The sequence below is a fragment of the Streptomyces sp. NPDC000880 genome, from assembly GCF_053599675.1.
This window is the reverse complement of sequence record NZ_JBSFMS010000104.1, coordinates 1-25861: the sequence shown is the minus strand read 5'-3', so window position 1 is coordinate 25861 and position 25861 is coordinate 1. Positions and strand designations below refer to the sequence as shown.

The following is a 25861-nucleotide window of genomic DNA, read 5'->3' as shown; positions in this document are numbered from 1 at the left end:
AGCGGATACCACCCGCCCATCCCCGGACACCGACCCAAACCGGATAAGAAACCGGTCTGAAGATCACTCTCAAACCACGCCGGTGGATCGAGGCTAAGTCGGCGGCTGACGTTCGTTCCGTCGCATTCCCGGGGCGAGATCCTGGCGGACGTGACTGGGCACCTGGAGCGCTACGCGGGTGCCGGTCGAGATGGCCACGTCTTCCTCGGGCGGCCGACTCCGCCGCAGCAACTTCCGGGATGACTGGACCAAGGCGCGCACCAAGGCGGGGCATCACTGCTGACGTGCATTTCCATGATTTGAGGCACACGGGGAACACCTTGGTCGCCGCCGGGGCGAGCACCCGGGAGCTGATGACGCGGATGGGGCACAGCAGCTCGCGGGCCGCGCTGATCTACCAGCACATGACCGCCGACCGGGAGCGCGCCCTCGCCGACCGTCTGGGAGCCATGATCCGCGAGACCAGCGGGGCAGCTGAGGCCGAGTCCTAGCGGGCATGTGGCACGTGTGTGGCACGTCCGCGATCATGCGAAAGGGCCAGTTCGTAGGGATCAACCCTCCGAACTGGCCCTTCGTCGTGAGCCTCCTGTCGGGTTCGAACCGACGACCCCCGCTTTACAAGAGCGGTGCTCTGGCCAGCTGAGCTAAGGAGGCAGCCGTAGCAGTGTAACCAACCTCCACACCGTCCCGGTCGAGAATTTTCATCGCCTCGCACCTACTGACAGACCGGGCACCACCAGGTAGCGTCACGGCAAGTCCACACCGGTGGACTACACCACTCCCTTACTCGGATCGTCCGGCACGTTCCTGCCGGTGAAGGAGAAGATCACCATGGCTACTGTCACCTTCGACAAGGCGACACGCATCTACCCCGGCTCCGAAAAGCCCGCCGTCGACCAACTCGAGATCGAGACCGAGGACGGCGAATTCCTCGTCCTCGTCGGCCCCTCCGGCTGCGGCAAGTCGACCTCCCTGCGCATGCTCGCCGGTCTCGAGGACGTCAACGCCGGAAGCATCCGCATCGGCGACCGCGACGTCACGCACCTGCCGCCCAAGGACCGGGACATCGCCATGGTGTTCCAGAACTACGCGCTCTACCCGCACATGTCTGTCGCCGACAACATGGGCTTCGCCCTCAAGATCGCCGGCGTCAACAAGAGCGAGATCCGCAAGAAGGTCGAAGAGGCCGCGAAGATCCTCGATCTCAGCGAGTACCTCGACCGCAAGCCCAAGGCGCTCTCCGGCGGTCAGCGCCAGCGTGTCGCGATGGGCCGCGCCATCGTGCGTGAGCCGCAGGTCTTCCTCATGGACGAGCCGCTGTCGAACCTCGACGCCAAGCTCCGCGTCTCCACCCGTACGCAGATCGCGAGCCTGCAGCGCCGTCTCGGCATCACCACGGTGTACGTCACCCACGACCAGGTCGAGGCCATGACCATGGGCGACCGCGTGGCCGTCCTCAAGGACGGTCTGCTCCAGCAGGTCGACTCGCCGCGCAACATGTACGACCGCCCGGCCAACCTCTTCGTCGCCGGCTTCATCGGCTCCCCGGCCATGAACCTCGTCGAGGTCCCGATCACCGACGGCGGCGTGAAGTTCGGCAACAGCGTCGTCCCGGTCTCCCGCGACGCCCTGACCGCCGCCGCCGACAGGGGCGACACCACCGTCACGGTCGGCGTCCGCCCCGAGCACTTCGATGTGGTCGAGCACAATGGGTCCGCCGCCAAGTCCCTCACCAAGGACACCGAGGACGCCCCGGCCGGCCTCGCCGTCTCGGTGAACGTCGTCGAGGAGCTCGGCGCCGACGGCTATGTGTACGGCTCCGCCCAGGTCGGCGGCCAGCACAAGGACCTCGTCGTCCGCGTCGGCGGCCGCGCCGTCCCGGACAAGGGCGCCGAGCTGCACGTCGTGCCGCGGCCGGGCGAGATGCACGTCTTCGCGACCTCGACGGGCGAGCGCCTCAGCGACTGACCCACTTCCAATTCCACAGAACGGCCCCGCATTTCACTGCGGGGCCGTTTTCTTATGTCGACAAATACCCCGGCACATCGGTCCTTTCACGGTCATTTCGATCCCATACGTCAACACCCGATTCGAAAAGCATTGTCGAACCATCCCCCGGCCGAGTGACTAAATGTCGCCAAATCATCACTGCCCGCTACGCTCGCTCGCGTGACCCACACAGCCCGCCGAATCGGCCGCACTCTCGCTCTCGTTCTGCCCGTCGTCCTGGTGCTCTCCGGAACCCTCGCGGTCACCAGCGTCCCGTGGGCAGGCCGAAGCACCGAGTCGCAGATGCTCACCGCCTCATCGGAGAACGTCTCCGTACGCGCCAAGTCCCGCGCCCCGCAGGACGTTCTGCGCGACCAGCTCCTCACCGAACTCCAGGAGAAGGACGCGGGCACCGCCCTCACCCACCTCCAGCGCGCGGTCGAGGAGCGCCCCTCGCTCGCCAGGCACTGCATGGCCATCGCCCGCGCGCTCGGCCGCGCCGCCGTCGACCGGTACGGCCCCACCCGCGCCCAGACCTACTCCCGCCCCGTCTGCGACACGTCCTTCGCCTCCGGCGTCTCCCAGGGCAGCTGACCGGGGACTGCCGGCGGGTCCGGGCCCGCGCCGCATATCGTTCACGGCATGCATACGCCTACGTATCCGACGCAGGCCGTGGTCCTGGCGGGCGGCCAGGGCTCACGGCTGCGCCCGTACACCGACGACCGCCCCAAGCCGATGGTCGAGATCCCGGGGACCGGGACCCCGATCATCGGCCATCAGCTTGCCTGGCTGGCCGCCGAGGGCGTGACCGACGCCGTCGTCTCCTGCGGTCATCTCGCCGAAGTCCTCCAGCAGTGGCTGGAGACCGCCGACCTGCCGCTGCGGGTCACCACCGTCGTCGAGACGGAGCCGCTCGGCCGCGGCGGCGGCCTGAAGTGGGCCGCCACCAGCCTCCCGCACCCGGACCAGCCCTGGTACGCCACCAACGGCGACATCTGGACCCGCTTCTCGCTGCGCGACATGGCCGCCTTCCACGCCGAGCGGGACGCCATGGCCACCCTGGCCCTCGCCCGCCCCAGGATCCCCTGGGGAGCCGTCGAGACGGACGCCTTCGGCCACATCACCGACTTCATCGAGTCCCCGCCGTCGCCGTATCTCATCAACGCCGGTGTGTACGTCTTCTCCTCGGCCTTCACCGGGCTGCTGCCCGACCGGGGCGACCATGAGCGCACCACCTTCCCCCGTCTAGCCCGCGAGCGCCGACTGGCCGGCTTCCCGCTGCCGAACGGCGCGTACTGGCGGGCGATCGACACCGCCAAGGACCTCACCGAGGCCGCCAAGGAGCTTGCCGCGCAAGCAGGTTGACGGCTTCCTGGCTCATGGGGATCACGCCGAAGGGGCGGCCACCGCACACCGCGGTGGCCGCCCCTTCCGGCTGCGTACTCAGCCTCAGCCGAGCAGGCCGCCGATCACCCGGCCGCCGCCCGAGCCGCCGCCCGCGCCCCCGCCGGATCCGCCCTCACCGCCCGAGCCACCGCCCGTGCCGCCGCCCGAGCCGCCACCGCTGCCCGTGCCGCCGCTGGACGAGGGGCCGGAGCTGCTGGACGGCGGCTGGACCGGCTGTGACTGTCCGGGCGGCTGCTGGCCCGTGCCCTGCGTCTGGCTGGGCTGTCCGCCGATCTGGCCGGTCTCACGGACCGTGTCCTCGGACGGCGTGCGCTCCTCGTCCTTCGGGCTGTCGGAACGGGTCGCGGACGGCGACGGACTGCCGTCGTCGCCGCTGGTGCCCGCGGAGCTGCGTTCGCCGCTGGGCTCCTGCGGCAGCGGGGACCCGGGAAGGTGGTTGGTCGGGTCCTGGTTCGGCCCGGGGACGGTCACCATGTCCGTGGAGCGCACCGCCCCGCCGAGCATCGAGCCGGTCAGCAGCGTGAGGCCGACCACGACGGCGGCGATGACGCTCCCGCGCCGCAGCACGCGCCGCCGCAGTTCCCACAGCTCCGAACGCGGCCCGAGCTTGCGCCAGGCCTCGCCCGCGAGCCGCCCGTCGATCGAGTAGACCGGGGCGCCCGCGATGATCAGCGGGGACCAGGCGGCGAGATAGATGATGTCGGGCGCGTCGTACACCGGCACGGTCTTCCAGCTCACCGTGAGGATCAGCGCCGCCGACAGCAGCGCGCCGATGACCGCGGCCACCCGCTGCCAGAGCCCGAGGACCGTGAGCACGCCGACGACGACCTGGAGGAAGGCGACGCTGAGGCCGGCGCCCACCGGGTGGGACAGCGCGAAGTCACGCAGCGGCTCGGCGAGCGCCCACGGGTGCAGGGAGTTCAGCCACTTCACCATCGAGCCACGCTCGCCGCCGTCGAAGTAGACGGGGTCGCAGAGCTTGCCCATCCCGGCGTAGATGGAGATGAAGCCGAGGAACACCCGCAGCGGCAGCACCACCACTCCGAGGTTCATCCGCCGCCCGGGGTAGTACGCGTGGCGGACGCCCCCCGCGTCAGCCGCTGATGTTCCCGTGGCGCCGCGCCGATGCGTGTGCGGCTCGCCGGCGGTCCGCTCGAAGCTGTCGGTCCGCTCCACGCTCTCGGTCCGCTCGAAGCTGTCGGTCCGCGCGAACTCCTCGTCCTCGTACGGCTCCTGGCCGTAGGAGTGGTAGGAGTCGTACGCGCCGACCGCCTTCCGCATCGGCGGCAGCAGTGGCCTGTCCCGGTCGCGGGGAGAGCCTGGCGGGTCGTACGGGCCACCGACGGTGGGCGTCCGCGCGGTGTCGCCTGCCAGGTCGATCCGCGGGATGACCTGTGTGGCGCCGGTGTCGTAAGGGTCATGCTCCGCGGTGGAGTTGCGCACGGCCTGCAGCAGGCCGGTCGCCCCGACGTCACCGGGCGCCGACTTGCCGCTCCACACAACGGGCGCCCGCCGCCGCATTCCCGTCCCGGCTCCGCCGAGGAGGGGCATGCGCGCGGTGTCCGCCAGGGCACGTGCGGGGCGCGGTCTCTGGGCGAGCTGCACCCGGAAGCTGGCGTGGTTCACGATGACCTGCGCGGGATCGCAGTCCACCTTGACCATGCTCAGCGCAGGCTGATCATCAAACCCGGGCCGGGGCGTTCTGGTGTCCACACTCATCTAACCGAGTGACTTGTGATTAGGACACTGCCCTGACTGGCCCAATCTGTCCGAGACCCGTCAAGCCCTGCTAAGGGCCCCCATTTCAGACCCGGCGCTTGGCCGCCTCGTACAGCACGACACCCGCGGCGACGCCTGCGTTCAGGGACTCCGCACCGCCCGGCATGGGGATCCGGACGAGGTAGTCGCACGTCTCGCCGACCAGGCGGGACAGGCCCTTGCCCTCGCTGCCGACCACGATCACGACCGGGCCGCCGAGCGCCTCGAGGTCGCCGACCTCATGGTCACCGTCCGCCGCGAGGCCGACCACCGTGAGTCCCGCCTTCTGGTACGACTCCAGGGCTCGCGTCAGATTGGTCGCGCGGGCGACCGGAGTACGGGCCGCCGTGCCGGCCGAGGTCTTCCAGGCGCCGGCCGTCATGCCCGCAGCCCGGCGCTCGGGGACGACCACGCCGTGGCCGCCGAACGCCGACACCGACCGGACGACCGCGCCCAGGTTGCGCGGGTCGGTCACACCGTCGAGCGCGACGATCAACGGGTCCTCGTGGTCGTCGAAGGCCGCGGCCGCGAGGTCCTCGGGGTGCGCGTACTCGTACGGCGGGACCTGGAGCACCAGGCCTTGGTGGTTGAGCCCGTTCGTCATCCGGTCGAGCTCGGGGCGCGGCGCCTCCATGATGTTGATGTTGCCGCGGCCGGTGGCGAGCTGGAGCGCCTCGCGCACCCGCTCGTCGTTGTCGATGAACTGCTGGACGTAGAGCGTGGAGGCGGGCACGCCGTCGCGCAGCGCCTCGAAAACGGGGTTGCGGCCGACGACCATCTCGGACGTGCCCTTGCCGCCGCGCCGGGCGACGGGGCGCCGCGTGGCCTGCTTTGCCTGGGCGTTGGCGATGCGGTTCTTCTTGTGTCCCTTACGGGCGGAGGCGGGCGGCGTCGGGCCCTTGCCCTCAAGACCACGGCGCCGCTGGCCACCGCTGCCGACCTTCGCGCCCTTCTTGTTGGACGTGCGGCGGTTCCTGCGCTGGCTGTTCCCGGCCATGAATGACTACCTGTTTCCTGAAGCTTCGAATGCGTACGTATGTAGAAAGTGTGCCCCCGCGAGCCCGGGCGGGCTGTATCTGTCCCGGGGGACACCCCCGGACCCCCGGCTGTCGCCGGTCAGCGCGGTCCGAGGGTCCAGCGCGGCCCGTCCGGACCGTCCTCGATGACCAGGCCGGACTGCAGCAGCTGGTCGCGGATGGCGTCGGCGGTCGCCCAGTCCTTGCGGGCCCGGGCCGCCTCGCGCTGCTGGAGCACCAGCCGGACCAGGGTGTCGACGACGCCGTGCAGGTCCTGGTCCCGGTCGGCCTCGCCCGCCCAGTGCGGGTCGAGCGGGTCCAGGCCGAGGACGCCGAGCATGGCCCGCACCTCGGCGAGCCGGGCGACGGCGGCTTCCTTGTCGTCGGCGGCCAGTGCGGAGTTCCCCTGGCGGACCGTGGTGTGGACGATGGCGAGCGCCTGCGGGACGCCCAGGTCGTCGTCCATCGCCTCGGCGAAGGCGGGCGGGACCTCGGGCGCGGCGTCGACCGGCCCCCCGGCCTTCTCGACGACGCGCTGCACGAAGCCCTCGATCCGCGCGAAGGCGGACTCGGCCTCGCGCAGGGCCTCCTCGCTGTACTCGATCATCGAGCGGTAGTGCGGCGTACCGAGGTAGTAGCGCAGCACGACGGGCCGCCAGCGCTTGACCATCTCGGAGACGAGCACGGAATTGCCGAGCGACTTCGACATCTTCTCGCCGCTCATCGTGACCCAGGCGTTGTGCACCCAGTACTTCGCGAACTCGTCGCCGAAGGCCTTGGCCTGGGCGATCTCGTTCTCGTGGTGCGGGAAGATCAGGTCGATCCCGCCGCCGTGGATGTCGAAAGCCTCGCCCAGGTACTTGTGCGCCATCGCCGAGCACTCGAGGTGCCAGCCGGGGCGGCCGCGGCCCCATGGGGTCTCCCAGGAGGGCTCGCCGGGCTTGGCGGCCTTCCACATGGCGAAGTCGCGGGGGTCGCGCTTGCCGGTCTCGCCCTCGCCCTCCGGCTGGAGCAGGTTGTCCAGCTCCTGGTTGGACAGCTGCAGATAGCCCTCGAAGGAGCGCACGTCGAAGTAGACGTTGCCGTCGGCCTCGTAGGCGTGCCCGCGCTCGATGAGGCCGCGCATCAGCTCCACCATCTCGGTGATGTGGCCGGTGGCGCGCGGTTCGTACGTGGGCGGCAGGCAGCCGAGGACGTTGTAGCCGTCGTTGAAGGCGCGCTCGTTCTCGTACCCGATCGACCACCAGGGGCGGTTCTGCTCCGCCGACTTCCTGATGATCTTGTCGTCGATGTCGGTCACATTGCGCACGAACGTCACGTCATAGCCGCGGTACTCGAACCAGCGGCGCATGATGTCGAAATTCAGGCCCGACCTGATGTGCCCGATGTGCGGGGCGGCCTGCACCGTAGCGCCGCACAGGTAGATCGAGACACAACCCGGCAGAAGCGGGGTGAAGTCACGGATCTGCCGGGCGCTGGTGTCGTACAGGCGAATAGTCACGTATCAAGGGTAGTGGCCCGACGCCAGTGCCCCGCGCCCCTTCTGGGGCGCGGGTACAAGTTTGTGACTGTGTCCGACCGGAATACGAGTCGGACCCGGGTCTCTCTGTCCACAACTCGCCCCCCGCGTCGGGTATTTCACGCCAGGTTCAGCCGGCCGTCCGGAACACCAGTGCCGTGGCGATCGCGGCCAGTCCCTCGGCGCGACCGGTCAGCCCGAGCCCGTCCGTCGTGGTGCCCGACACGGAGACGGGCGCGCCCACCGCCTCGCCCAGCGCCTTCTGGGCCTCGTCACGCCGCTTTCCGATCTTCGGGCGTACGCCGATGACCTGGACGGCGACATTGCCGATCTCGAAGCCCTCGGCCCGTACGATCCGCGCCGCCTCGGCGAGCAGCGTGATGCCGGAGGCACCGGACCATTCGGGACGGTCCGTGCCGAAGTGGGCGCCGAGGTCGCCGACGCCGGCCGCGGAGAAGAGCGCGTCGCACGCGGCGTGGGCGGCCACGTCGCCGTCGGAGTGCCCGGCGAGCCCGTCCTCGCCCTCCCACAGCAGTCCTGCGCACCAGAGTTCGCGCCCCGCCTCGAAGGCGTGGACGTCGGTCCCGACGCCGATGTGGGGCACCTTAGAAGCCATCGTTGGCCCTCCTGCGGGCGAGGACCGCCTCGGCGAGTACGAGATCGAGGGGGCGGGTCACCTTGAACGCCTCCTCGTGGCCGGGCACGACCACGACGGGCTCGCCGAGCTGCTCGACCATGCCCGCGTCGTCCGTCGCACCCTCGCCGTTCTGCGCGACCGTCTCGTGCGCGCGCACGAGCGTGTCCCGGTCGAAGCCCTGCGGGGTCTGTACGGCGCGCAGCCGGGCCCGCGGGGGCGTGGCGACGACCGGCTCGGGCGCGCCCTTCTCGCCCGGCTCGACCTCCTTGACGGTGTCCGCGAGCGGCAGCGCGGGCACGACGGCCGGGGCCCCGTCCCGTACCGCCTCGATGACCGCGTCCACGGTGTCGACGGGCACCAGCGGGCGGGCGGCGTCATGGACGAGGACGATGCTGATGTCGTCCGGGAGGGCGTCGAGTCCGAGGCGAACGGACTCCTGGCGGGTGTCACCGCCCGGCACGACCAGGTAGTCGGTCCTCCCCCAGCTACCGCCGGGGGTGCCCCCGGGCAGGGCGTGCTCGTCGAGGAGGTTCTTGACCTCGAGTGCGCCTTCGGGCGGGGCCACCACGACGACGAGCGACACCGCCCGGGACGCGGCCATGGCTCGTACCGCGTGAATGAGCATGGGCGTGCCGTTCAGCGTACGGAGCGCTTTGGGGGCGCCCGGGCCGAGCCGTACTCCCCGGCCGGCCGCCGGGATCACCGCTGCGGTGCGGTACGGGCGCGATTCGTCTGACATCGGTTGCACTCCGGCAGGTTTGTTTCCTCGGCCGACATGGGTATGGCCTCAGCGTGCCGGGCGCGACGCCTTGACCGGACCCTTCCGTGACAACTGGTCTGCGCCAGCCGCCCGGGCCCGGCACGCCAAAGGGTTGGGGCGTTGTGCGTGCTGTGAGCAGTGACGATCAAGCAAAGAGACGTAGAGATGGCCATGCCGCAGCGCCCGGCGACAGGACTGTGGTCACAGCATGTCAGCGGGCACCGCGGCATTTTTGCGCGTTGGGTGCGTCAGGACGCGAGGACCTCGTCGAGCAGAGCCTCGGCCTTGTCTTCGTTGGTGTTCTCCGCGAGGGCGAGCTCGCTCACCAGGATCTGGCGCGCCTTGGCGAGCATCCGCTTCTCACCTGCGGAGAGCCCACGCTCACGCTCACGACGCCACAGGTCACGCACCACTTCGGCGACCTTGATGACATCGCCGGAGGCGAGCTTCTCGAGATTTGCCTTGTAGCGACGGGACCAGTTCGTCGGCTCTTCTGCATACGGTGCGCGCAGCACCTCGAAGACCCGGTCGAGCCCGTCCTGACCGACCACATCGCGTACGCCAACAAACTCCGCATTGTCCGCCGGCACGCGAACCGTCAAGTCGCCCTGGGCGACCTTGAGCACCAAGTAGGTCTTGTCCACGCCTTTGATCTGGCGAGTTTCGATGGCCTCGATCAGCGCGGCCCCGTGATGGGGATAGACCACGGTGTCGCCAACCTTGAACGTCATGTGACAGGTACCCCTTCCGTGGCTATCAAGAGTAACACGAGAACTGCTACTTCTGAATGGCGTTTTCGCAGGTCAGGGCATATCTCGGGGCTTGACAACTGCAACATGAACGTGCTGCGGACGACTTACGGAGCGGGGTATTCGCAGGTCGGAGCGGCTCTGCGGGCGGACAGAAACGCACACGTTACACACAGCGCAACCCTCCTCCAGGGGTATGAACGTCCCGATTTGCCTGGTTCCAAGAGGTGAACTTCCCGTACTCCGTTCGGGAGTCGGTCACTCGTACGGACGACGGATCCGGTCGAATCCGGAATTGATCACCGGCAGGTATTCGGGAAGGAATGTGTGGTGACCCGGGAAATTGATCACCGCTGTTATGTGAACGGCGCACGAAAACGGCGAGAGCACAGGGCGGCGGACGGCCGGGGCCGGCGAAGGGGCGGGTCGGGTGCGGGGCGGGCACGGGCGATCGGTAACCTAAGCGCGAACTGACACAGGCTTGGCGATCTGCGGGCCGGTTGACACGCCAGTTCATCCACCCGTCCCCAGTCAGTCCGTACGTCCAAGGAGATGCCGCCGCCGTGAGCCGCAGCCTTCGACGCGGCGCCCTCGCCGCCACTGCCATCGTGTTCTCGATCGCCTCGCTCGCCGCCTGCGGAGCGGGCAACAACGCGGAGACTCTCAAGGTCAAGCCTGACAATGCCGCGACGGCGGTCGACACCATCAAGATCCAGAACGCGACAGTGATCACTCAGCCGAAGGCGGGCGCCGAAGGTCCTGCGGTCGTCTCCGCGACGGTCTTCAACAACAGCTCCAAGCCGCAGACGCTCGACGCGATCACGCTGCCGGGGGTGAACACCACGGTGAAGCTGTCCCCGGCCCAGGGCTCGGGCCCGATCACGGTGCCGGCGCAGGGGTCGGTGATCATCGGCGGCGCAGGCAACGCGTCCGCGGTGATCGAGAACGGCCAGGAGGTGTCGAAGAACACGGGCGGTGTGCAGGAGGTCGTCTTCCGCTTCAGCGAGACGGGCGACGTGAAGCTGCAGGCGCTCGTGGTCCCGGCGACAAGCTACTTCGAGGGCTTCGGCCCGAGCTCGCTGCCGAAACCGCCGGTGCCGGAGGGCGAGCCCTCCGGCACCCCGTCCCAGTCGCCCACGGGCCAGGCGGGCACGCCGGGCAACGGCGCATCGGGCGAGCCGGGCACCCCGTCGGACTCCGCGTCGGCGTCCCAGAGCGCGGGCCACTGACGCAGCGGTACGCATACGAGGGCGCCCTGCCCAGAAGCCTGGCAGGGCGCCCTCGTATGTCCCGGGCCGGTTCATGGCTCGAGCCCCGGTCCACGTGCGCCCCTCGCACCGCTCGCGCCAGGGGCGCCTCACGGGCTCAGAGCGCTGTGCCGGACTCCGCCCGGCCGACCGGCGCCTCGGCCCCGCCGGTTTACGGCTCGAACTTGTAGCCCAGACCACGCACCGTCACCAGGTACCTCGGGGCACCGGGGTCCGGCTCGATCTTGGCACGGAGGCGCTTGACGTGGACGTCCAGCGTCTTGGTGTCGCCCACGTAGTCCGCGCCCCAGACGCGGTCGATCAGCTGCATACGCGTCAGCACCCGGCCCGCGTTCCGCAGCAGCATCTCCAGCAAGTCGAACTCCTTCAGAGGGAGATCGACCTTGCCGCCCGAGACCGTGACGACGTGGCGGTCCACGTCCATCCGGACCGGGCCGGCCTCCAGGGCCGCCGGGGTGACCTCCTCCGGCTCTCCGCGGCGGCGCAGGACCGCGCGGATGCGGGCGACCAGCTCCCGCGAGGAGAAGGGCTTGGTGACGTAGTCATCGGCTCCTATTTCCAGCCCGACGACCTTGTCGATCTCACTGTCCTTGGCGGTCACCATGATGACCGGGACATTCGAGCGGCCGCGCAGCTGGCGGCACACCTCGGTGCCCGGCAGTCCGGGCAGCATCAGGTCGAGGAGAACGAGGTCGGCGCCATTGCGCTCGAACTCGTCGAGCCCCTCGGGCCCCGTGGTCGCGATGGCGACCTCGAAACCTTCCTTGCGGAGCATGTAGGACAGGGCGTCGCTGAATGATTCCTCATCCTCGACGACGAGCACTCGGGTCACGGAAGGACCTCCGGGGCTGGGATTTCGGCGTTCGGATCGGTGTCGTAAGGCCGGTCGTCGTCCTCGTCGACGCGATCCGGTCCGGCGGATGAGCGTTCCCGGCCGGCGCCCGCTTCGGGCAGCCGCAGGGTGAATGTGGAGCCTTGGCCCTCGGAGCTCCACACCGTGACGTCCCCGCCGTGCGAGGCGGCCACATGCTTGACGATGGCCAGGCCCAGGCCGGTGCCTCCGGTGGCCCGGGAGCGGGCGGGGTCCACGCGGTAGAACCGCTCGAAGACCCTCTCGCGGTCCTTCTCGGAGATGCCGATGCCCTGGTCGGTGACGGCGATCTCGATGAGATCCCCACCGGGCGCGGAGACTCGGCGCGCGGACACGCCGACACGGGTGCGGGCCGGCGAGTAGTTGACCGCGTTCTCGACCAGGTTGCCGAGGGCCGCGGCGAGCTGGCCGCGGTTGCCCCAGATGCGCAGGTCGGTGGTGGCTCCCCCAGGGCCTGTGCGCCCGACGGCCATCGTGATCTGTTTGGTGGATGCGGGTTGCCGGGAGCGGTCGATGGCCTCGGCGACCAGTTCGTCCACGCGTACCGGTTCGGCGTCCTCCAGCGGGTTGTCGTTCTGCACCCGGGAGAGGTCGATGAGCTCCTGTACGAGATTGGTGAGCCGGGTTGCCTCGATCTGCATCCGGCCGGCGAAGCGGGTGACCGCCTCGGGGTCGTCCGAGGCGTCCATGACCGCCTCGGAGAGCAGGGAGAGCGCACCGACCGGGGTCTTGAGCTCATGGCTGACGTTCGCGACGAAGTCCCGCCGTACCGCTTCGATCCGGCGGGCCTCGGTGAGGTCCTCGACCAGCAGAAGGACGAGCCGGGAGCCGAGGGGGGCCACCCGGGCGGAGACGGCGAGGGCTTCGCCGCGGCCGGTGCCGCGGCGGGGCAGGTCCAGTTCCACCTGCCGTATCTCGCCGTCTCGACGGGTGTCACGGGCCATGTGCAGCATCGGCTCGACGGCAAGCTTCCCGCCGCGGACCAGACCGAGGGCGTACGCCGCGGAGCTGGCCTTGACGACGGAGTCGCTCTCGTCGAGTACGACAGCGGAGGAGCGGAGCACGGACAGAACCGTGTCGACGCCGGGCGGCAAAACGGTGTCGGTGTGCAGGGAAGTGCGGGTGGGTCTCGCCTGGTCGCGTTCGCTCCAGCGGAACGCCAGCATGGCGATGACACCGGTGCACAACCCGGCGATCGCTGCCGCTGCGGCGACCGCCGCGTTCACGTCCATGCATCCAGGTTATGCGTGGTCGTCGGGTTGCTCCCAGCCTTACGGGTGGCACCTCGAACAGTCGTCGCCCAGAGTTCACCAAGGGGATAGTGCCGGTTCATTTCCGAGGGAGACTCCGGACGCGTAACGGACAGAACGTGGGAGCGTGGGGGTCCGAGCCCCACCCGGACCACGGTCACATTCAGAGAGGGACACCCCATGCGGGACGCGTACCACGAGGAACTGGACTCGATCGGCGAGGGCCTGGTCGAGATGGCCAGGCTGGTCGGGTCGGCGATCGGGCGCGCCACCACGGCCATGCTCGACGCCGATCTCAAGCTCGCCGAGAGTGTGATCGCCGCCGACCAGAAGGTCGACGATCTGCAGCACGACCTGGAGGCACGGGCGATCGCCCTGCTGGCCCGGCAGCAGCCGGTCGCGACGGATTTGCGGATCGTGGTGACCTCGCTGCGGATGAGCGCGGACCTGGAGCGCTCGGGCGACCTGGCCCAGCATGTGGCCAAGCTGGCCCGGCTGCGCTTCCCCGACACGGCCGTGCCGAACGACCTGCACGCCACCATCCTTGAGATGGGGCAGCTGGCGCAGCGGCTGATGGCCAAGGCGGCGGAGGTCATCATCACCAAGGACGTCGACCTGGCGCTGCAGCTGGAGACGGACGACGACGAGATGGACCTGCTGCACCGCACGCTCTTCCAGCACCTGATCGACGAGCGCTGGAAGCACGGCATCGAAACGGCGGTGGACGTGACGCTGCTCGGCCGGTACTACGAGCGCTTCGCGGACCACGCGGTGTCGGTGGCGAAGCGGGTCGTGTACTTGGTCACGGGCGAGCACGCGGACGAGCTCCAGCCGCCGACGCAGGTCGACGGCGCGTAACCGGCGGGGGGCGGCGGGCGGTCCATGCCTCCGCGCGCTGTTGATGCGCCCGCCGCAGTGGGCATGGGATGGGCAGAGGCGGCACATCTCGTACGCCCATGAGGAGGCACCCATGGCCGAATCCCCCATGACCGAACCTCAGCAGGAGACACCTGTTGAAGTGGTGTTCCTGCCAGTCCTCGGCGCCTGCGGCTGCGGCTCGGGCTGTGGCTGCGGCTGCCAGTCGGGCGCGCCCTGCCAGTGCGGTGGCTGCTGCGGCTAGCCGAACGCTCGTACGACTTCGTACGGCTCCATACGCATACGAGGGGGCCCCGTCCTCAGCGGACGGGGCCCCCTCGCGTACGTACCGCGCGTTACTTCTTGCCCTGGTTCTTGCCGGGGATCTTAACGACCTGCGTTTTCGCTGGTCCGGGGGCTGCTCGGGCGCCCCTTGCTGGTCGTCATTGGTCGTCATTGGCTGCCCCTGATTGGCCTCGGACGGCCCAGAGACGGCCCGGGATACGCAGGCAGTCGGCTGACTGAGGACCCAAGCCGCGCCGGGCAACGCGCCCTTCTGCCAGCGCTGGTGTCCTTCGGGGCGGCTCCCCGTTCAACGACTGATCGGAACCTCGTAGACGATTTCGCAGAGAGCGGCCGGGACGACGATGTCCGCCGTCTCCACGGGCTGTCCCTCGTCGCTGTAGTACGTCCGCCGGATGTGCGTGACCAGAGCTGCCTTCTGGATGCCAAGGAGCGACGCCTCCTCGGCGTTCGCTTGCCGCGGCTCGGGCTGCTCCACGGCGTGGCTGACCGTGATGCCGATCTCGGCCATCCGTTCCACGACGCCTGCCCCGGCGAGTGGCCCTCCCTCGGGTAGGACGACCAGCGTGCCGGCGGTGAGGTCGTACGGCTCCCAACTCGTCGACAGCTGCACCGGCCTGCCGTCGGCGAGGAACTCGTAAACGGTACGAACGCACAGATCCCCCACGGCGATACCGAGACGCGCCGCAATCTCCGCCGGCGCTGGGACCTTGGCCTCCGTCCGGCTCTCCCAGTCCCCCTGCTTACCCGCGGCCTTCATGTCCGCGCGGAACGGAGAACCGCCGCGCTGCTCGCGCGCCATTGAGCGGACCACTCGTACCCGCCGACGGGGTTCGGCGACGTACGTGCCAGAACCAGCGCGGCCTTCCAGTACGCCTTGGGAGATCAGTAGCTCCTGCGCCCGGCGGACCACATTCTCACCGACGCCGCATTCCTGAGCGATCTGGGCACGCGAGGGGAGGCGATCTCCCGGCGCCCACTCTTGCTCCGCGATCCGCCGCCGAAGTACGTCGGCGATGCGGAGATAAGGCGGCTGCTCGGACATATGGAAAATCTAGTCCACTAGCTCTAATCTAGTTAACTAGCTTTACGCAACGTGATCGCCTGGCGACGGAGGCTCCCCTGTGCCCGCTTCGGAAGTGAGGGCCGAGTCCATCGCCGCCCGGTTGTCCGCCATCGGCCTCGCCGTTCGCGTGGAAGCGGACGCCCGACACACATCGATCGAAGCGGAGGTGCCGGAAGCGCTCCCCGCCGAGTCATGGCGGGAGGTCTTGGAAGTCGTGGCGGAGGCCGATCGATTCGGGCTCCTCGCCAGCAGCTTGAACGGCCGCACCTTATGGGCCGCCATACATGAAGCGGTCCCCGCGACGGGCGATGTCCGGGGACCTGGCCGTCAGCGATAGGAGCTGATCAGCGTGCCCAACCGTATCCGCCGTGCCGTCTCGTACACCAGGGAGCGTTACCTCCCGAAGGGCCGGCACCGCCGCCCCGCAACGCCCGCCCGACCTACGGTCGTTCACCGAGGGCTCTCCGAGTGGCCCACGCTGCTCATGAGACAGCATCGAGAGCACATGGACGTTCGTACGGGCGAGGAGACCGAACTTGTCCGCCCGTACGTGCTGGCCAGCGAGGAGCGTGCAAGGCAGCGCTCGACGGCACCTCATCACCTTCTCGCCCACACCTGCTTCGCTCCGGCGGAGGCTCTCTGATGCCTCCTCGCCATTGGCCTCGCGTGTCGCACGCGACATCCCTCCCCTACCGGTCGAGCTCGTGCCTGATCGGCACACACCGTGAGTGTGCGCACTCCTCCCCCGACACGGCGCCGGTCGGCGTCCCCGTGATCTACGAAGCCTGCAGTTGCTCCTGCCACACGGCGGTCGACCTGGGCACGCCAAAGGAGGTGACTCAGTGAGGGGATGGGCACCCAGCGGTGCGCTGGCCGCCAACGTCGAGATCACCTCGGCAAGTGTGCAGCGCGGCGACGTCATCCAGGTTGGCGGTCAGCCGTGCCGCGTGGCCGACCTCCTCCAACTACCAGGCGGCGCAAAGCGACTTCGCTTCGAGTCGGGCGAACTGCTGACCATGCACGCCCGGACCCGGCTCGCCGCCTTGCGGATGCTGAGGAAGTGGTGATCCAATCCGTGGCTTCTCGCCGTCACGTCATTGCCGATGACCTTCGGGACCAGATCGCGAGCGGCCGGATCAAGGCTGGCGAACGTCTGCCTTCCGAGGCTCAACTCGCCACTCGTTATGCGGTCAGCACGCCAACTCTGCGGAGCGCCCTCGCCGTCCTCCAGGGCGAAGGCATCGTCGAGAAGATTCACGGCAAGGGGAACTTCGTCCGCCACCCGCTGCGCAGAATCACGTACGTCGGCGGTGATCGCGAGCCCGACGCAAAGACCGCCACCGATCTGGCCCTGCGCGTCAGCGTCCGCATCACCAAGCTCCGGGCACGCGGAGATCTGACCGCCCTGCTGAGAGTGTCGGCAGGCAGCCCGCTGACCGAATTCTTCTGTCTCAGCCACGACGGGGACTCCCCGCACAGCCTGGTCCGTATCTACGTCCCTCGCGACCTGGCGCCGGCCGACGTGCCCGGTGAGTCGCCCTGGTGCAAGGGCATGACGGCGAGGCTGGCAAAGCTCCGCCCGCCACTGGCCGAGACCCGGGAAGAGGTCAGCGCTCGCCTCCCGACACCAGAGGAAGCCGTAACCCTTCGGATCAGCTCAACCCTGGCCGTTCTCGCGATCACACGTGTTGCGGCCGACACCACCGGGCGGGTGGTCGAGGCGGCGCACCTGGTGCTCCCTGGCGATCGCGCCGACGCAGTCTTCACCACTCACCACATGACCGAAGAGAGGAGGACGGAAGGATGACGGCTCACAGCGAACTGCGACTCCTCCCGTGGTCGGGACCCGAGGGCAAGCCCTGCTTTCTGAGCACCGACGACAGCGGCGGCCACCTGTCCCGACTGGCCGACAACACCGAAGCGGTACAGCTCGGCATGGCGGCCGAGCTCTTGGAGCACGCGTCAGAGGTGCTAGCCGACGAGGAGGCGAAGCCAAAGGAGCTGCGGCTCTTGGCGACCGATCTGGCCCGAATGCTGGGAGATGCCCTCCGCGTGGCGGAGAGCCGTGGACGCCGCCTGCCGACTCCGGATCGGTTCGCTCCCGGAGAAGGCAACGAGGGCCCTCGGCTGCCGGCGGCCTTCGGATAAGCCTCGACGCACAGCCAACAGCAGAGAAGCCCCAGGCCCGGTCTGGGGCTTCTCTGCACACGGCTCCGGAGGCCCTTTGGACCTGTGGAGTCGCTGCTGATCACAGGGCTGCTTCTGTGTACTCGACGGCTTCCTGTCCACGGATAGTCCACGGGCGCTGATGCCTACCCACATGTGCCGGACCGGGGCTGCGGGACGAGTCGGGGCGGGGGCTGATGCTGGTGGAGGCGCTCGCGAAGAGGTGGATGGTAGGGAAGCGAGCTCTGCAAGATCATGTGGCGCAAGTTCACCCTGATGGACGGAGCGGGGCACCAGTAGGCGTGCGCGCGTGACGCCGACACGCCGGGCGTTGGTTCCCGACTAAACGATTTTTCGTTACATGAGGTGCCCTTTGGTAATGGCTCGGACTTAACGGTGCATTTCGGATGCCAACATCGACGAGTCCGACCCAGGCAGGCGCATCAGGCACCTGCCGTGAAAGGAGCATGGAATGCGCGTTTCCCGCTTTGCCGCCGCGCTGGGCGTCGCGGCCGCCGTCCTACTGGGCGGCGCCACTGGCGCCAGCGCCGCCACCGCGCCTTCGGTGCTATCTCATGCCGCGCACGCCCGTGGTCACAACCACGGTGACGACCACGGGCGCGGTGACCGCGACGACCGCCGGGGCGACGACCGCGACGACCGTGGGGACCACCGGCACCGCGGGGGCCACCACCGTGGGGACCACCGGCACCACGGTCACCACCAGCACCACGGTTACCACTGGGGTCACGACCGCTACGACCACCGCTGACCTCCTTGGGGTGCCCTTCCGCTGTTGGGGAGGGCACCCCTTCCGCGTCCTCCGCATACCTTCGGCCGCATGACTGACGAGATCTTCGGACCCCCGCGGCTGGCCGAGATCTACGATCCGCTCGATTCCGACACAGCGATCTGGATCCGCACATGGGTGTCGTGCAGGGGTTCAACGCGCGTCGGGTACTGGATATCGGCTGTGCGGAACGGGTGTGCGACACCCGCTTTAAGGAGCGAGGTGGGGCCAGTTGAGGTCTGACCTGCGGCATGCCGACTTCGGTGTCTGCTGACTGTGGCCTCCGCCAGCAGCCGCAGTTCCCCGTGAGTCCCCGCCCGATCTGGCGCGGTTGTGGCACAGACAGCTTCTGATCCGTGGCTCCAGCGAGATCCGGCACCTACGGTCAGTCGGGTCATCAGTTGCCCTCGTACGGCATGGGGCGGGCCGACGATGCCCACCGGTCTGCGGGCATGATCTTCCCCGGAGGGGACGGATATGGACGTCGTAGAACTGATGGAATGGCTGGCCGAACAAGGGTGCTCGATGGTCTTCAAGGCCGACGGTGAGCGCACACGCGGACATCGATGGGTGGTGATCGTCTCTGGCGGAGTCTTGGGAGAGTCGTTCTTTAGGCGTGACTTGGCATCCGCCGACGCATGCTTTGAGGCCACACTCGCGCACTTGGAAAGCCGCGGCATGTCGCCGTTCGCCTGAGGAGACGGCCCAGAGTGGCCGCGCTGGTGACGCTGCTCCTGTGTCAGAGCGGGGCGATACGGTGCAGCGACAAATTGAGCATTGTGTTTGGGGAGGGACCTTGGGAGCCAAGACCGGTCTGCTCGTGTACGCCGACGGGGATGTGCCCGGTCTACTGCGGCAGGTGGGAGCGGCGGACTTGGAACAGACGTCCGTCATGATGCGGCGTCTTTATCCAAGCTGCGAGATCGAGGAGAGTCATGGCTCGGACCTGTATGAGGGCGTGTATCCCCCGGATGGAACGGCCTATGCGGCGAGCTGGCCCGGCGTGGAGATCGTCTGCGATCGGCGCGTGATGATCGATTCCCCGTCACAGCTCCCCGGGCATCTCGTCGCGGCGAGTGCCGGCCGACGGTTGGTCCTGCACGCCATGCACAGCGTGGTCGACTGGTTGGCGTTCGCTGTATGGGAAGACGGACGTCTCATCCGGTCTCTGAGCCTGTCACCGGACGACGGGATCATCGAGAACATCGGTGAACCGCTCCCCTTCGAACTTCCCTACTGGGCTGGGGACCGTCCGGCGGACGTCATTCCGTGGCCGGGTGAGGAAGAGGAGCCGTACGCCCTGCCCTTTCATCCTCTGGAGCTCGGCGAGGACGCGCTGCGTGCACTCTGCGGCTTCATCCAGGAGGGCATGCCGGAGCCCGGGGACGTCGACGCGGAGAACATCGAGCTCCATGGTTTTCGCGTGAGGGACCCGAACGGTCCCGACCCCGCCGAGAAGGAAGCAGAGCTGCGGAGAGCCGTGGAAGCGATGGGGCCGCCACACTTTTACACGATGGGCCCTGACGGCCTGCTGGTCGAACGGGACAGCCCCTAGCTCCCGCAGGGGCCGAGTGAAGCCAGGCCGTTTCATCGAACGGCGGGGGCGCACTGGCTGGCCACAGGTTTTGAACCTGTGGCCTCATCCTTATCAGGTCGGTCCCTGGCCTATTTAGGTGCTGGTTGCTCCACTCGCTGGCCAGTGATGGAGGGGCTTGCTGTCCGCTGCGGACCGCGGTTAATCGCTGTCGTTGGTGTCAGCCGCTGATGTCGCGCCGCCCTCGTGACTTGACATCCTCCCAAAGATCCGGCTCCCCGGGATGGGCCTGCCGGAGATCGGACTTCCATGCCTCTTCGACTGCCGCCACTGCATCAGGGCTGAGGCACACGGCGACGTGCGCGGGAAGGACAATCTCGCCGGGCAGTGGCTGTGTGGCACCGATACGGACGGCCACACGCAATTGCCGCCCGGGGATCTCCATCAAGCGCCACCGATACCGGGAGGGGATCTCCTTGGCTGGGTACTCCCGTGACGCGAGGTAGACCCACCGGTCGTAGTTGGTGGGAAAGAGCCTGAGGAACCCGTGACACTCAGGGCAAACGGGCGGCTCGATCAGGTCGACATCGTCCGGCCCCGGCTCAGGCCTCGGTGGTGCAGTAGCGCCCTCGTACTCGGCAAGATCGTTGGCGAAGTCGTTCCAACAGGCGTCGCAGAGTTCGGCCATGGGAAAGGCCCGACCTCGTACACAAACTGTTGGGTCTGATCCCCCACAGCTCTGACACGTACTCGCGATGGCTCCGGTCTGGGCGCCCATATATCAGAGTGTGAAGCTGTGCGCACAGGTCTGGGTAGAGCGCGATTCAGCCGTATTGCAGCCTTATGACTGCTTCCTCACCTTCACCACTCGCCCCAACCCACCACTTTCCCCAGCTCCCATCCCGTCTGCCTTCGGCCCACACACCGTGGAGCGGGCGTGGTTCCTGGCGTCCAGGTGGAGCGCGCCACTGTACGAACGACCTGGACGCCAGGGGCCTCGTCTGCTCGGCTTTGCCTGGGTCGAAGGTAGGCGGGATGGGAGCCTCCCCGCATCAGCCACGATGTGCCGGCCACCCGCCGACGGAGCCCCGTCCATCCCGGAGTCTGAGCGCCCCCGCCGGAGGCATGTCCTTGTCGCTGGCCGGCCGCGGCTCCTGCGGTCTCGACTCATGCCCTCGGGCCTATCCGTAGTAGGGCGCGCGTCGGCGCAGCGCGCGCGGAGCGGGCCGAAGGCAGGAGCGTCGCGCGGAGCGAAGCCGGGAAGCGCGCCCGGCGGAGCGGAGCGCAGCCGGGTGCCTTGATGAAGTAGGGAAACTCTTACCGCGCCGCTGCGGTTCAGAGGGCGATCGGCTTGTAGGTCAGGGCTCGATCGACGATCTTCTCGGCGCTCAACTCCGGGTCGAAGTCCCAGTAGATGTAGTCGCTGATGTGGGGGCACCCCAGTCCTTGCTCCAGGGTGGAAAGGATCTCGTCGTCTTCCGCTTCGTTTGCTGTGTTGGCATCCAGGAGGCGCTGGACGAGGGGCACCGCTTCGGCGCGGCTCATCCTTCGGTGGGGCTCCATGATCACTGTGCCGTGATCAGTCGGCGGCCGTCGTGGCTGCGGACATGGGGCCCGTCCCCGTCCAGTGCATCAAGCAGTCGGACCGCGTAGACCTCGGACATCCGATCGGCGACTTCCTCGGGTGTGAGCCAGGCAACCGCGGTCGACTCGTCAGAGGTGCGCTCGATGCCTCCGGAGGGCTTGCACCGGAAGACCAGGGCGACGACGCCGCGCGTCGTGTTCTTGTAGACGCCGGAGAGTTCGTCCACCTCGACGTGGATGCCGGTCTCCTCCAGGACCTCGCGGCTGACGCCTTCCTCGGGTGACTCGGAGAGCTCCAGAACTCCGCCCGGCAGTTCCCAAGTTCCGTTGTCCGCTCGGCGGATCGCCAGTAGTCGGCCGTCCTCGCGCACTACGGCCCCAGCCACGGACACGGAGTGCAGCGGCGTTGACTTGCTCTGCTGGGACCCAGTACTCATGTGCAGGAGCATAGGAGAGTGAGAAGGACTATGGGAACAGCCGTAGGAGGTGGGAGGGCCGTACCTCGGTACGTTCAGATCGCCGAAGAGATTGTTCAGCAGATCCGGGCGGGTGTCCTCAAGCCTGGTGAGATGGTGCCGAGTGAGTCCGAGCTGGTCGAGCGATACGGCGTCTCTGGCGGGACGATTCGCAAGGCGATGGCGGAGGTCCGGGCCAGTGGGCTCGTCGACACCCGCCACGGCAAGGGCTCGATCGTGAAGGACCGGCCGCCCGTGCGGCTGCGCTCCTCGGACCGGTTCCGGGCCTCGCACCGCCGGGCAGGTAAGGCCGCGTACCTTGCTGAGTCGGCCCAGTCCGGCGCCACGGCCAAGGTGAGCGTCCTCTACATCGGCCCGATGGAGGCCCCCGAGGACATCGCCGACTGGCTCGGCATTTCTGCCGGCACTCAGGTCCTCGCCCGGCGCCGCCTCTACTTCCGCAACGGCGTCCCGGTCGAGACGGCTACCTCGTACCTCCCGTGGGACGTGGTCAAGGACATCCCGGAACTGTTCGCCGAGAACCCCGGCCCCGGTGGCATCTACGCCCGGCTGGAGGGCGACGGCCATGTCTTCGCCGAGTTCGTCGAGACGCTCCAGGCGCGCCCGGCCGCCAAGGCTGAGGCATCGGAACTCGCCCTGAGTCCTGGTGCGCCCGTCGTCCACCTCGTCCGCGAAGCGGTGACCGAAGAGGGCCGAGTCGTCGAGGTCTGCGACACACTCATGGCCGCTGACCAGTTCGTTTTCAGCTACCGGATCCCGGCCGCCGACTGACGCTCGCTCAACTTCCTACAGCCCGCCGTGATTTCTTCTTCGCGGCGGGTTGACTCATGTACAGGAGTGATGCACTCTTCTTCCTGTCACTCATATACATGAGTGACGGAGTCCAGCACTTCTAGAGGAGTGATCTCTGTGCGTGTGATCCCCGTCGACACCACCGGCGCTGTCGTGATGGTGGCCCAGCCTCCGCAGCCGAAGATTGCCAACCGTCAGACCGGCGAGGTCGCCACCGACCGCGACACTGGCGCGCCGCTGATGACGATCGACGTCATGTTCGTGATGAACGGCAACGCCGAGATCCTGACCCTGACCGTTCCGGAGACCGGCTTCACCGGCGAGCTGGCCACTGGCACCCCGGTCGCCCTGACCGGCGTCGTGGCCCGGCCGTGGGAGAACGAGTTCGGCGGCCAGAAGCGGCACGGCATCAGCTTCCGCGCCGTGGCGGTCACCTCGCTGACAGCGGACGCCGCGAAGCCGAAGGCGGCCTGATCGTGACCGGGGCAACGGTCGGCCTCCTGGTTGTCGTCGGGCTGGCGCTGCTGCTCAAGTGGAAGCGCCCCGCCTGGTACTGGCTGGTCTTCGGGGTCACCCTCGCAGTCCTGAGGGTGCTGATCCGGTACGCCTCCGTCATGGAGGCCTGCGGGCTGACCGTCCCTCCGTCCCGGCTGCGGCTCGCCTGGGCACGCCTCGCCAACCGGCCCGTCCCCGACCCTCGGCCGCCGCGGATCCTGCGCATGCGGCCGACCCGTACGGGCCTGGTGCTGCGGGTCAAGCTCCGGCCCGGTCAGGACGCCTTCGACTTCGCTGCGTCCACCGACCGCCTGCGGCACTCGTTCACCATGCAGGGCGTCACCTCGCGTGAGATCAAGTCCGGCGTCGTCGAGCTGCGAATGACCGGCTACGACGTGCTCAAGCGGGTGCAGATGCCCGCGAAGATCGAGCGGGAAGGCCTGCGCATACCCGTCGCCCTCCGTGAGGACGGACAGGTCCACTACCGCGACTACCGGCAAGTCCCGCATGCCCTCAACCTCGGCGCGACGGAGTCCGGAAAGTCCGTCTACCAGCGGCAGTTGGTCAAGGAACTCGCCGCCCTCGACGTCGCCCTCGTCGGCATCGACTGCAAGGAAGGAGTAGAGCTCTACCCGCTCGCCCGCCGATTCTCGGCGCTGGCCGACAACCCCGACGCCGCCGCCGACCTGCTCGACGTGCTCGTAGACCGGATGGCCACGACGTACCGGATCGTCCGCCGCGAACAGCGCATCAGCTCGGACGTTCCGGATGCGGAGATCACCGCCGACATCTGGGGCCTGCCCGAGCACCTGCGCCCCGTCCCCGTCGTGCTCCTGGTGGACGAGGTGGCCGAGCTGTCGCTGTTCGCCAACGCAGCGGAGAAGAAGCGCCGTGAGCGGATCATCACCGCACTGGTCCGGCTCGTCCAGCTCGGCCGCGCTGCCGGGATCTATGTGGAGATCTGCGGCCAGCGTTTCGGCTCGGAACTGGGCGATGGGATCACCATGCTCCGCGCACAACTGACCGGCCGCACCTCACACCGCGTCAACGACGAAGCCTCGGCCAAGATGGCGTTCGGCGACATCTCACCGGATGCCGTGCTCGCCGCGACACAGATCCCTACTGACCGCCCCGGCACCGCCGTTGCCGGTGACTCGACCGGCGGATGGGTCCGCATCCGCACGCCCTTCACGTCGCTGCGCCAAGCCGTGAACGTCTGCAACGCCAACGCCCACCGCACGCCGGAACTGCCGGAACTGGCTCCCTTCCGGCCGCTGACACCCACCCTGTCGCTGGCCAAGACCCCGGCCCCTGCCGAGGCTCCCGCCTCGGTCTGATCCACCCCCGCACCCCGGTCGTCGCGACCGTCTCGCGCCAGGTCCCTACCCCCGCCATGCCCGGCGGGGCCGGGACCCCTCCCCGCCCCTTCGAAAGGAGGTGGAGACATGACCCGCTCGCTTCGCATCGACGCCGTCCTCGTGCAGGCCGTGATCGCCGGGGCCCTGTCCTTCGCCCACCTGCACGACCTTGCCGCTGCGGCTGGACAGTCCGGCTGGAAGGCGTGGGCCTACCCGGTCAGTGTCGACCTGCTCTTGGTCGCCGCCTGGCGTCGGCTGCGCAACGACGGTCCGTCGCGGCTGGCCTGGTGCTGGTTCCTGATCGCGCTCGTTGCCTCGCTCGGTGCGAACGTCGCCACCGCCGGTTTCCTCGACCTGGCCCACCCTCCGGCCTGGCTGCGGTTCGGCATCGCCGGGTGGCCTGCGCTCGCCTTCCTCGGCGGCACGCTCCTCGCGCACTCCCCGGCCGCGCCCGACCATCAGTCGGAACCGGTGGACGTCGTGCCGGCCGAATCGGAGCCCGAGCCCGAACCGAAGCCGGAGCCGGACGCCGTCGAGACCTCGGAGCCTGCTCCCGCCCTGCCCCCACCTGCGCCACCCGCACCGGCTGCCGTTCCGGCCCCGGCCCCGTTGGTTGCTCACGCACGCAAGCTCGCCGACGCCCACCGCGCAGCCACCGGCAACCCCATCGACACCGACACCCTGCGCGCCCGCCTCGGCGTCCCCGCCCCGATGGCAGAGGCCATCGCCGCCCAACTCGTCTAGCGGAGGTTCTCCATGTCCAGCCTCACCACCGCCTCGATCAGCTTCCACCTGACCGAGAAGCCGTTCGCCCTATGCCACGACTACGGCACGGAGCGCACTCCGATCATCGCCGTACAGGACGCGCACGCCGCGCTGACGCTCTGCGCCCGCGACTGCCTTCCCCCGGCCGAACAGCGCCAGTTCGCCCGTGAGCTCCTGGCCGCCGTCACCGCCTACGCCGCCGCCGTCGAGAAGTACACCGCCCCACTCACCTGACCAGAAGGGACAACCCGCCATGCCCGCCCGCGACTTCTTCCACTCCGTGATGAGCATCGGCCCCGTCCAGGTCGGCACCCACCGCGACGGCCACGGCTGGACCAAGCACGCCGCCGTGTGCACGGCCGACCGCTGCGGCTGGTCCTCGGACTACACCAGCCGCGCCGCCGCCACCCTCGCAGCCCGCACCCACCGCTGCCGCATCGCCTGACAGGAGAG

Annotated in this window: 31 protein-coding genes, 1 tRNA gene and 1 pseudogene; 19 read left to right on the top strand and 14 right to left on the bottom strand. The window is 68.7% G+C overall.

Annotation, left to right across the window (positions count from 1 at the left end; genetic code table 11):
- Nucleotides 1-95 precede the first annotated feature (95 nt).
- Nucleotides 96-491, top strand: a pseudogene (locus tag ACWDO5_RS27015) (tyrosine-type recombinase/integrase); the annotation flags it as partial.
- 89 nt (nucleotides 492-580) lie between these two features.
- On the opposite strand, the gene ACWDO5_RS27010 reads toward ACWDO5_RS27015, so the two are convergent.
- A tRNA-Thr gene (locus ACWDO5_RS27010) sits at nucleotides 581-654 on the bottom strand.
- A 177-nt stretch (nucleotides 655-831) separates the two neighbouring features.
- Between ACWDO5_RS27010 and ACWDO5_RS27005 the strand changes: the two genes are divergently transcribed.
- From ACWDO5_RS27005 to ACWDO5_RS26995, 3 genes are all read left to right on the top strand, one after another.
- Nucleotides 832-1968: an ABC transporter ATP-binding protein gene (locus tag ACWDO5_RS27005; protein WP_450532966.1), complete on the top strand. Its 1137-nt coding sequence runs from the start codon at nucleotides 832-834 to the stop codon at nucleotides 1966-1968.
- Between the two features lie 201 nt (nucleotides 1969-2169).
- Nucleotides 2170-2583, top strand: coding sequence for a hypothetical protein (locus ACWDO5_RS27000; protein WP_450532965.1), 414 nt, complete (start codon nucleotides 2170-2172; stop codon nucleotides 2581-2583).
- A gap of 48 nt (nucleotides 2584-2631) precedes the next feature.
- The gene (locus tag ACWDO5_RS26995) at nucleotides 2632-3354 is read left to right on the top strand and encodes a nucleotidyltransferase family protein (protein ID WP_450532963.1); all 723 of its coding nucleotides are present in this window, start codon (nucleotides 2632-2634) and stop codon (nucleotides 3352-3354) included.
- A gap of 84 nt (nucleotides 3355-3438) precedes the next feature.
- On the opposite strand, the gene ACWDO5_RS26990 is transcribed toward ACWDO5_RS26995, so the two are convergent.
- The 6 genes from ACWDO5_RS26990 to ACWDO5_RS26965 all read right to left on the bottom strand — a co-directional run bounded on the left by ACWDO5_RS26990 (nucleotide 3439) and on the right by ACWDO5_RS26965 (nucleotide 9817).
- Nucleotides 3439-5058, bottom strand: a complete 1620-nt coding sequence (locus ACWDO5_RS26990; protein ID WP_450532962.1) for a DoxX family membrane protein — start codon at nucleotides 5056-5058, stop codon at nucleotides 3439-3441.
- 142 nt (nucleotides 5059-5200) lie between these two features.
- A complete protein-coding gene (gene rlmB / locus ACWDO5_RS26985; protein WP_450532961.1) occupies nucleotides 5201-6151 on the bottom strand; it encodes a 23S rRNA (guanosine(2251)-2'-O)-methyltransferase RlmB in 951 nt (316 codons plus the stop codon).
- 119 nt (nucleotides 6152-6270) lie between these two features.
- On the bottom strand, nucleotides 6271-7671 hold the full coding sequence (cysS, locus tag ACWDO5_RS26980) for a cysteine--tRNA ligase (RefSeq protein WP_450532960.1): 1401 nt from the start codon (nucleotides 7669-7671) through the stop codon (nucleotides 6271-6273).
- A 148-nt stretch (nucleotides 7672-7819) separates the two neighbouring features.
- Entirely contained in the window at nucleotides 7820-8305 is a 486-nt protein-coding gene (gene ispF / locus ACWDO5_RS26975; RefSeq protein WP_450532959.1) for a 2-C-methyl-D-erythritol 2,4-cyclodiphosphate synthase, read from the bottom strand.
- Nucleotides 8295-9065 (bottom strand): 2-C-methyl-D-erythritol 4-phosphate cytidylyltransferase, encoded by a 771-nt coding sequence (ispD, locus tag ACWDO5_RS26970; protein ID WP_450532958.1) that lies wholly within the window; start codon nucleotides 9063-9065, stop codon nucleotides 8295-8297. Before ispD ends, ispF begins: the two co-directional genes overlap by 11 nt.
- Nucleotides 9066-9334: 269 nt before the next feature.
- The gene (locus tag ACWDO5_RS26965; protein WP_003953493.1) at nucleotides 9335-9817 is read right to left on the bottom strand and encodes a CarD family transcriptional regulator; all 483 of its coding nucleotides are present in this window, start codon (nucleotides 9815-9817) and stop codon (nucleotides 9335-9337) included.
- Between the two features lie 581 nt (nucleotides 9818-10398).
- Here ACWDO5_RS26965 and ACWDO5_RS26960 point away from each other — a divergent pair.
- The gene (locus tag ACWDO5_RS26960) at nucleotides 10399-11064 is read left to right on the top strand and encodes a DUF461 domain-containing protein (protein ID WP_450532957.1); all 666 of its coding nucleotides are present in this window, start codon (nucleotides 10399-10401) and stop codon (nucleotides 11062-11064) included.
- 190 nt (nucleotides 11065-11254) lie between these two features.
- Here ACWDO5_RS26960 and ACWDO5_RS26955 read toward each other — a convergent pair whose 3' ends face one another.
- Complete coding sequence (locus ACWDO5_RS26955; protein ID WP_142217884.1) at nucleotides 11255-11935, bottom strand: response regulator transcription factor; 681 nt, start codon at nucleotides 11933-11935, stop codon at nucleotides 11255-11257.
- On the bottom strand, nucleotides 11932-13206 hold the full coding sequence (locus ACWDO5_RS26950) for a sensor histidine kinase (protein WP_450532956.1): 1275 nt from the start codon (nucleotides 13204-13206) through the stop codon (nucleotides 11932-11934). The genes ACWDO5_RS26955 and ACWDO5_RS26950 overlap by 4 nt, the downstream gene beginning before the upstream one ends.
- Before the next feature lie 198 nt (nucleotides 13207-13404).
- Here ACWDO5_RS26950 and phoU point away from each other — a divergent pair, with 198 nt between their 5' ends.
- Nucleotides 13405-14082, top strand: a complete 678-nt coding sequence (phoU, locus tag ACWDO5_RS26945) for a phosphate signaling complex protein PhoU (protein WP_450532955.1) — start codon at nucleotides 13405-13407, stop codon at nucleotides 14080-14082.
- Between the two features lie 589 nt (nucleotides 14083-14671).
- Here phoU and ACWDO5_RS26940 read toward each other — a convergent pair.
- Entirely contained in the window at nucleotides 14672-15427 is a 756-nt protein-coding gene (locus ACWDO5_RS26940; RefSeq protein ID WP_450532954.1) for a GntR family transcriptional regulator, read from the bottom strand.
- 79 nt (nucleotides 15428-15506) lie between these two features.
- Here ACWDO5_RS26940 and ACWDO5_RS26935 point away from each other — a divergent pair, with 79 nt between their 5' ends.
- The 5 genes from ACWDO5_RS26935 to ACWDO5_RS26915 all read left to right on the top strand — a co-directional run bounded on the left by ACWDO5_RS26935 (nucleotide 15507) and on the right by ACWDO5_RS26915 (nucleotide 17596).
- On the top strand, nucleotides 15507-15785 hold the full coding sequence (locus tag ACWDO5_RS26935; protein ID WP_450532953.1) for a hypothetical protein: 279 nt from the start codon (nucleotides 15507-15509) through the stop codon (nucleotides 15783-15785).
- Nucleotides 15786-15932: 147 nt separating this feature from the next.
- Nucleotides 15933-16091: a hypothetical protein gene (locus tag ACWDO5_RS26930; RefSeq protein ID WP_450532952.1), complete on the top strand. Its 159-nt coding sequence runs from the start codon at nucleotides 15933-15935 to the stop codon at nucleotides 16089-16091.
- A gap of 199 nt (nucleotides 16092-16290) precedes the next feature.
- Nucleotides 16291-16515 (top strand): hypothetical protein, encoded by a 225-nt coding sequence (locus ACWDO5_RS26925; RefSeq protein ID WP_450532951.1) that lies wholly within the window; start codon nucleotides 16291-16293, stop codon nucleotides 16513-16515.
- 8 nt (nucleotides 16516-16523) lie between these two features.
- Nucleotides 16524-17255 (top strand): GntR family transcriptional regulator, encoded by a 732-nt coding sequence (locus ACWDO5_RS26920; RefSeq protein WP_450532950.1) that lies wholly within the window; start codon nucleotides 16524-16526, stop codon nucleotides 17253-17255.
- Complete coding sequence (locus tag ACWDO5_RS26915; RefSeq protein ID WP_450532949.1) at nucleotides 17252-17596, top strand: hypothetical protein; 345 nt, start codon at nucleotides 17252-17254, stop codon at nucleotides 17594-17596. The genes ACWDO5_RS26920 and ACWDO5_RS26915 overlap by 4 nt, the downstream gene beginning before the upstream one ends.
- Before the next feature lie 586 nt (nucleotides 17597-18182).
- On the opposite strand, the gene ACWDO5_RS26910 is transcribed toward ACWDO5_RS26915, so the two are convergent.
- Entirely contained in the window at nucleotides 18183-18380 is a 198-nt protein-coding gene (locus tag ACWDO5_RS26910) for a hypothetical protein (protein ID WP_450532948.1), read from the bottom strand.
- 501 nt (nucleotides 18381-18881) lie between these two features.
- On the opposite strand from ACWDO5_RS26910, the gene ACWDO5_RS26905 reads away from it, so the two are divergent.
- Together ACWDO5_RS26905 and ACWDO5_RS26900 are read left to right on the top strand one after the other, a co-directional pair.
- Entirely contained in the window at nucleotides 18882-19100 is a 219-nt protein-coding gene (locus ACWDO5_RS26905; protein WP_450532947.1) for a hypothetical protein, read from the top strand.
- A gap of 100 nt (nucleotides 19101-19200) precedes the next feature.
- The gene (locus ACWDO5_RS26900) at nucleotides 19201-19959 is read left to right on the top strand and encodes a DUF6928 family protein (RefSeq protein WP_450532945.1); all 759 of its coding nucleotides are present in this window, start codon (nucleotides 19201-19203) and stop codon (nucleotides 19957-19959) included.
- Nucleotides 19960-20158: 199 nt separating this feature from the next.
- On the opposite strand, the gene ACWDO5_RS26895 is transcribed toward ACWDO5_RS26900, so the two are convergent.
- From ACWDO5_RS26895 to ACWDO5_RS26885, 3 genes are all read right to left on the bottom strand, one after another.
- Nucleotides 20159-20626, bottom strand: coding sequence for a DUF6083 domain-containing protein (locus tag ACWDO5_RS26895; protein WP_450532944.1), 468 nt, complete (start codon nucleotides 20624-20626; stop codon nucleotides 20159-20161).
- Between the two features lie 647 nt (nucleotides 20627-21273).
- Nucleotides 21274-21483 (bottom strand): e9imm peptide, encoded by a 210-nt coding sequence (locus ACWDO5_RS26890; RefSeq protein WP_450532943.1) that lies wholly within the window; start codon nucleotides 21481-21483, stop codon nucleotides 21274-21276.
- A 20-nt stretch (nucleotides 21484-21503) separates the two neighbouring features.
- Nucleotides 21504-21971, bottom strand: coding sequence for an NUDIX hydrolase (locus ACWDO5_RS26885; RefSeq protein ID WP_450532942.1), 468 nt, complete (start codon nucleotides 21969-21971; stop codon nucleotides 21504-21506).
- An 18-nt stretch (nucleotides 21972-21989) separates the two neighbouring features.
- Here ACWDO5_RS26885 and ACWDO5_RS26880 point away from each other — a divergent pair, with 18 nt between their 5' ends.
- The 6 genes from ACWDO5_RS26880 to ACWDO5_RS26855 all read left to right on the top strand — a co-directional run bounded on the left by ACWDO5_RS26880 (nucleotide 21990) and on the right by ACWDO5_RS26855 (nucleotide 25853).
- Nucleotides 21990-22769: a GntR family transcriptional regulator gene (locus tag ACWDO5_RS26880; RefSeq protein WP_450532941.1), complete on the top strand. Its 780-nt coding sequence runs from the start codon at nucleotides 21990-21992 to the stop codon at nucleotides 22767-22769.
- Nucleotides 22770-22907: 138 nt separating this feature from the next.
- Nucleotides 22908-23264, top strand: a complete 357-nt coding sequence (locus tag ACWDO5_RS26875) for an SCO3933 family regulatory protein (RefSeq protein ID WP_450532940.1) — start codon at nucleotides 22908-22910, stop codon at nucleotides 23262-23264.
- A gap of 2 nt (nucleotides 23265-23266) precedes the next feature.
- On the top strand, nucleotides 23267-24622 hold the full coding sequence (locus tag ACWDO5_RS26870; RefSeq protein WP_450532939.1) for an FtsK/SpoIIIE domain-containing protein: 1356 nt from the start codon (nucleotides 23267-23269) through the stop codon (nucleotides 24620-24622).
- Nucleotides 24623-24730: 108 nt separating this feature from the next.
- Nucleotides 24731-25387, top strand: coding sequence for a DUF2637 domain-containing protein (locus ACWDO5_RS26865; RefSeq protein ID WP_450532938.1), 657 nt, complete (start codon nucleotides 24731-24733; stop codon nucleotides 25385-25387).
- A gap of 12 nt (nucleotides 25388-25399) precedes the next feature.
- Nucleotides 25400-25642: a hypothetical protein gene (locus ACWDO5_RS26860; RefSeq protein ID WP_450532937.1), complete on the top strand. Its 243-nt coding sequence runs from the start codon at nucleotides 25400-25402 to the stop codon at nucleotides 25640-25642.
- A 19-nt stretch (nucleotides 25643-25661) separates the two neighbouring features.
- Entirely contained in the window at nucleotides 25662-25853 is a 192-nt protein-coding gene (locus tag ACWDO5_RS26855; protein ID WP_450532936.1) for a mobile element transfer protein, read from the top strand.
- The last annotated feature ends 8 nt before the right edge of the window (nucleotides 25854-25861 follow it).